This window comes from Arthrobacter sp. Y3223164, assembly GCF_059091005.1.
Genome location: NZ_JBNHGF010000171.1, coordinates 1 through 5,753, shown reverse-complemented (window position 1 = coordinate 5,753; position 5,753 = coordinate 1). Strand labels below are relative to the sequence as shown.

General features: G+C 66.7%; 6 protein-coding genes and 1 tRNA gene. 1 reads left to right on the top strand and 6 read right to left on the bottom strand.

Translation table 11 applies throughout. The annotated features are described in order from the left end of the window. Positions 1-457: murein hydrolase activator EnvC family protein (locus AC5RUJ_RS09860; RefSeq protein WP_494155809.1), on the top strand; the 457-nt coding region annotated here is incomplete at its 5' end. Here AC5RUJ_RS09860 and AC5RUJ_RS09855 read toward each other — a convergent pair. The 6 genes from AC5RUJ_RS09855 to AC5RUJ_RS09830 form a co-directional block, all read right to left on the bottom strand. Next, positions 454-1,644 carry an acyl-CoA dehydrogenase family protein gene (locus AC5RUJ_RS09855; RefSeq protein WP_494002470.1) on the bottom strand — a complete coding sequence of 397 codons (1,191 nt, stop codon included), beginning with the start codon at positions 1,642-1,644 and terminating at the stop codon, positions 454-456. The two genes, AC5RUJ_RS09860 and AC5RUJ_RS09855, sit on opposite strands and share 4 nt — an antisense overlap. A gap of 234 nt (positions 1,645-1,878) precedes the next feature. After that, positions 1,879-1,952, bottom strand: a tRNA-Ile gene (locus tag AC5RUJ_RS09850). An 88-nt stretch (positions 1,953-2,040) separates the two neighbouring features. Then, positions 2,041-3,237: a glycosyltransferase gene (locus AC5RUJ_RS09845; protein WP_494014221.1), complete on the bottom strand. Its 1,197-nt coding sequence runs from the start codon at positions 3,235-3,237 to the stop codon at positions 2,041-2,043. Positions 3,238-3,289: 52 nt separating this feature from the next. After that, positions 3,290-4,204 carry a DMT family transporter gene (locus AC5RUJ_RS09840; RefSeq protein ID WP_494002471.1) on the bottom strand — a complete coding sequence of 305 codons (915 nt, stop codon included), beginning with the start codon at positions 4,202-4,204 and terminating at the stop codon, positions 3,290-3,292. 42 nt (positions 4,205-4,246) lie between these two features. Continuing rightward, positions 4,247-4,906 carry a CDP-alcohol phosphatidyltransferase family protein gene (locus AC5RUJ_RS09835; protein WP_494014222.1) on the bottom strand — a complete coding sequence of 220 codons (660 nt, stop codon included), beginning with the start codon at positions 4,904-4,906 and terminating at the stop codon, positions 4,247-4,249. Between the two features lie 59 nt (positions 4,907-4,965). After that, a partial coding sequence (locus AC5RUJ_RS09830; protein WP_494155808.1) for a phage holin family protein occupies positions 4,966-5,753 on the bottom strand: 788 nt, incomplete at its 5' end.

Below are 5,753 nucleotides of genomic sequence, written 5' to 3'. Positions count from 1 at the left end.
GCTGGCCGCGGCCGGGTCACCCGAGCCGGCAGGCCGATCCGGTTATTCGCCGCCGTGGGGCTGGCCCGCCAGCCCGCAACCCGCCATCGTGCGCGGCTTTGACCCGCCGCCAAAGCCGTGGTTGGGCGGACATCACGGCGTCGATCTGGCGGTTCCGGGCGGGGCGACGGTCCTCTCCCCCGCCGACGGCCGGGTCAGCTTCTCCGGCCGGGTCGTCGACAGGCCGGTGGTCACCATCGATCACGGCAACGGCCTGCGCAGCAGCCTGCTGGCCGTCGCGTCCGAACTGCAGGCCGGCGATACCGTTGCGTCGGGCGATCCGGTAGGAACGGTTGCCGCGAGCAGCCATTGCGCATGCCTGCATTGGGGCGTCCGTCGCGGCGACGTTTATGTCAACCCCCTGCAGTTCGTCATGGACCTGCGGCCTTCGGTATTGCTGCCGGTGCCGGATGGCTAAACGAACGCCGCCAAGCCGGTGATCGCCCGGCCTGCCACCAGGGAGTTGATTTCGTGGGTTCCCTCGTAGGAGTAGATGGCCTCGGCGTCGGCGAAGATCTTGGCCATTTCGTAGTCGGCCACGATGCCGTTGCCGCCCAGGATGTTGCGGCCCAGGGCCACACTTTCACGCATCCGCGCAGTGGTGAACGCCTTGGCCAAAGCGGACTGCTCGTCCTTGGCCTGGCCGGCGTCTTCCAGCTGCGCCAGGCGGACCATCATGCCCATTGAGGCGACGGTGTTGCCGAGGATCTGCACCAGCTGGTCCTGCACCAGCTGGAACGATGCCAGCGGCTTCCCAAACTGGTGCCGCTCCACGGCGTAGCGCCGTGCCACATCGAAGGCAGCCATCTGCTGCCCCACCGCCTGCCAGGCTACGGCAAGCCGCGTCACCTTCAGCACCTTGTTGGTGTCGCGGAAGCTGTTGGCGCCCTTGAGATGGAAATCATCGGGGACCACCACGTTTTCCAGGGTGATGTCCGCGTTCTGCACGGTGCGCAGGCTGATCTTGTTCTCGATCTTCGTCGCGGCATAGCCGGGGGTGGCCGTGTCCACGAGGAAGCCCTTGACCTGGTTGTCGGCCAGGTCGCGCGCGTAGATGACGACCCAGTCCGAGAAGGTCGCGTTGCCAATCCAGCGTTTGGCCCCGTTCAGCACCCAGCCGTTCCCGTCGCGCCGGGCCGTGGTGCGCGTGCCGCCGGCGACGTCGGAGCCGCCGAGGGGTTCCGTCAGTCCGAAAGCGCCGATCTTCTTGAGGGCGTAGATGTCCGGCAGCCAGGCCTCCTGCTGCTCCTTCGACGCGAGGACTTCGATCGATCCGGCGAACAGGCCGTCGTGGACCCCCAGGAACGTGGCGATGGACGTGTCGGCGCGGGTGAACTCCGCGTGGACGAGGCCGGCGAACAAGTTGGAGTATCCCTGCCGCCTGACCGGGCTGACCACGTCCAGGTCCGCCAGTTTCGGGATGATCTCCAGTGGGAACTCAGCCCGGTTCCAGCAGTCGACGGCGATCGGCCGGACTTCCTTGGCCAGCCAGTCGCGGATGTCGTGCAGCCGCGAGCGTTCGGGTTCCGAGAGCATCTCCTCGAACGAGTAGAAGTCTCCATCGGCGTAGGGAAGGTCGTTCGGATCGATGACGCGCTGGCCCATAGTGGCTTCCTTTTCTGTGAACAGGTCGCGGCCCCGGGCAGGAGGCGCCGGGGAGAAGATCAAGTTACTGATCAGTAACTTAGCGCAGAACCGGGCAGCGGGCAACGGCCGAACGCGTGCGCTGCAGCTTCGGCCGGGGTGCCGGGGCAGCCGCATCCCTGGAGTCCCGCGGGAGTCCGGCGGGCGGCATGACGAAGGCCCCGGGCCATTCTGGTCCGGGGCCTTCTCTCGACGTAGGGCGGGTGGGGCTTGAACCCACGACCAAAGGATTATGAGTCCTCTGCTCTGACCGGCTGAGCTACCGCCCCGCGCTGCCGGGCGGCGCCCCGCAGCGCGGGGACCGTTACCGGCACCTTAGACATACTAAGTCCTCCCGACCGGCGGGCGCACGTTGGCCTAGTCGAGGAAGTCGTCCGCCGAGGCTCCGCGGTAGAGCTGCTCGAAAGTGTCCATCGTCTTGTCGATGCCGTGCCGCATCGCCTTCGCGTGGCTGGCTTCGCCCATGGCCTCCAGCCGCTCGGGACTCTGGCCGAGTACGGCGTTGAGCTTGGCCGCCAGGTCGGAGGGATCGCGGGGGGCAAACAGGTAGCCGTTGACACCGTCCTCCACGAGGTGCGGCAGGGCCATCGCATTGGCCAGCACCACCGGCTTGCTGGCGGACATCGCTTCCAGGGACACCAGTGACTGCAGTTCGGCGGTTCCGGGCTGGCAGAACACAGCCGCGCGCAGGTACGCCCGGCGCAGTTCGGCGTCGTCCACATGGCCCAGGAACGCGATCCTGCGCCCAAGCCCCATCGCGGCAACCCTCGCCTCGAGGTTCTTTCGCTCGTCGCCGTCGCCGATGATCTCCAGGTGGACGTTCAGCGCCGGGTCCGTCATGGCCAGCGCCTCGATCAGCGTGTCCACGTTCTTTTCCACCGCCAGCCGGCCCACAAACAGCACCGTGGGGTGCTCCGGCCTCTCGATCGTTTCCCCGGGGGCCAGCTCATAGGCGGCGGCATCGATGCCGTTGGACAGCGGCATCACCTTGTGCAGGAAGGCGTGGTCCCGCATCGCCTTGGCGGCGAGCGGCGTCGGCGTCGTCACCACGGCAGCCTTGCCCATGATCTTGCCCATGTCGCGCCAGGAGTTCTTCGCGACGATGTCCAGGAACCACTGCGGGAACGGCAGGAACGGCTCCAGGTTCTCCGGCATGAAGTGGTTGGTCGCGATGGTGCGGATGCCCCGTCGCACTGCCTCGGCGATGGTGGCCTGTCCGATCATGTAGTGGCACTGGATGTGCACGACGTCCGGCTGGACCTCATCGAAGATCCGCTTGATGTCGCGTTTGATCTCCCAGGGAAAGCAGATGCGCCACGTCTCGTGCGTCGGCACCGAGTGTGAGCGGAGCCGGTGCACCGTCGCCTCCGCACGGTGTTCCACGAAGGTCGGGCCCTTGTCATACCGCCCGGCGATGATGTCGACGCTGTGTCCGCGCTTGGTCATCGCGGTTGCCAGCCGGTACCCGAAGACGGCCGCCCCGTTGACATCCGGCGGGTAGGTATCGGCTGCAATCAGGATCTTGAGGGGTTTCGGTCCGATGTCGTCGCTCACCTGCGGCAGGACTCCTTGTTTCGTGGTCACGGTATTGGTCATCGCGCCGGCCCTATGGTTTCTTGCCCGAGGCTTGGGCCCGGCGCCGGGCTTCTTCCTGTTTCTGCAACACGTCCGGATGGTGCCTCGAGAGGGCAATGACCCCAACAATAGCAACCAAACCTGCCCCCACCATGCCAATCGCAAACACCGGTTCGACGTCGGGCCTGAGCTCTCCGAGGATGAAAATGCCGATGGCGATGCCGACCAGCGGATCGATCACCGTCAGCCCCGCGATGACCAAATCGGGCGGGCCGCTGGCATAGGCACTCTGGACAAACCAAGCCCCCAGGCCGCCGGCCGCGGCGACCGCGATGACCGTGTAGATCGGTACGTTGGCGATGAAACCGCCGCCCGGCTCCAGCAGCCGCAGGCCGATAATCCTCACCAGCACGGCAACGAAACCGAACAACATGCCTGCTCCCAGAATGTAGGCGAAGGCATTCAGCCTGTGCCGGAACATCAGTTCCAGCGAGAGGAAGACGGCAACGACGACGGCCAGCAGCAGGACCGCTGAGAGTTCCTCCTCGGCCCGCACGCGATGGCTAGCGCCCGTGACGTTGACGGCCAGCAGTACGAAAACGGCGCTTCCTGCCACACACGTTGAGATCGCCACCACCGTCACGCGGTTCAGCCGGATCCCCTGGTCCTTGGAATTGATGATCGTGGTGATCACCAACGCGATGGCGCCGATCGGCTGGACGACGGTCAACGGCGCGCTCACCAAGGCAAACACGTTCAATCCCATCCCGACGGCCAACAGCAGCAGTCCCAGGACCCAGCGGGGATTGCGGAGCATCCGCAGCAAACCGGCGACGCTCATCGCCAGGCCGCCCGTATTGGCTTGGACGGCACTGGCTTGGCGCTGGGTGCCGAGGGCGAGGAAGAAGGCACCGAGCAGGGCACAGAGTATGGCTAACCAGACCATGGGGTCCCGTCAGAAAATGTCCGTTTCCGCCCGGAGCGCGGGTCAACCATGGAGTGGATCGTTCTGCCTGGCCTCGCGCCGGCGCTTGTACTTGCCCCAGGCCGCCCGCATGTAGCCCAGCCACGCAAGGACGTGCCCCGCACAGCCCGCGGCGAGGATGGCGTAGGCGAGGGTCAGCAGCCAGTCGTGCCCGAAGCCCTCCACCCGATGGAGCAGCAGCAGCGGAGTGCCTGCCAGCAGCAGGGCCGTCCGGACCTTGCCGATGAGTGTCACGGGAAGGTCGGGGCTGCCATGGAACAGGAGCAATGAGAACACGAGCAGGATCGCGTCGGGGATGATGATGGACAGCAGCAGCCACCACGGGGCGATGCCGGCCGCGACAAAGGTCGTGGCCACGATGATGAGGGCCAGCCGGTCGGCCACCGGGTCCAGCCACTTGCCGACCGAGGAGATTTGGTCGAGGCGGCGGGCGAGGTAGCCGTCCACCCAGTCCGTGGATCCCAGCACGACCAGCGTGATGGTGGCTGCCCCATACGAGTGCCGGGCGATCAGCCAGACAAATAGCGGCACCGCAAGGAAACGCAGGACGGTGATGAGGTTCGGGATGGTCCAGAACGTGTGCAGCTCGCGGTACTCGAAGTCGCGCCGCGTCCCGGCACCGATGATCCTCAACGCCGTCCCTCCCCTCAGTCGTCGTTCCACGCTGGGCAGCCGGCTGCGCTGCAGCCGGCTTCCGTGCCGCCGTGCGACGGTGGTAATGGTTATTTTTTCAGCAGCCGCCGGAGCATGACGCCCATGGCGGTCAGCGAAACCGCCAGCGTCGCCAGTGGCTTCCAACGCTCCCTCAGCTCCGGGCCGGCCTCGCTGACGGCTTCGGCGCCTGCCACCAGGCGTTCCGTGGCAGCATCTGCCGCATGCTTCGCCCGGCGCTTGGCCTGCTCCGCACGGGGCTTGGGGTCGACGCGGCGGCCGAGATCGTCCCTGACTGCCGCCAAATGGTCGCGGCGTTCCGCGGTACGGGCACGCAGTTCGTCCATCGTCGGAGCCGGCTCCTGCGGTTCCTTGCGCTCCGCCTTTTCCGCCTTGGTCTCCTTCCGGGGCTTTTCGTCCAGTGTCGCCGGATTGAAGCTGCTGCCCTCACGCAACACGCCGACGTCGTACTTGACGCCGCGGATGGCCTCGGCGGGAAGGAGCGGCATGGCCTTCTTGCCCCTCGAGATTCCAATGAGCGCCAGGATACCGCCGAGGATCAGGAACACGGCTGCGACGAGCAGCGCCGCCAGCCAGGCCGGCATGATGAGGGCCAGTCCCATGATTGCGGCGACCAAGAGGGAGATGGCCATCAGGACCAGGAACACCAACGCGACCGCAAGGATCGCGGCGGCAATGCCTGCCTTGGTGCCCTTGCCCTTGAGCTCGAGCAGGGCCAGCGAGAACTCGTCCTGAAGCTGGCGGGGGGTCAGCTGGCAGGCGAGCCGTGCCAGCCCCGCGGTCGACAACCTGGCGCCGGCGGCGGAGCTGCCTGGCTGCCCGGCGCGGGCAGCGGTGC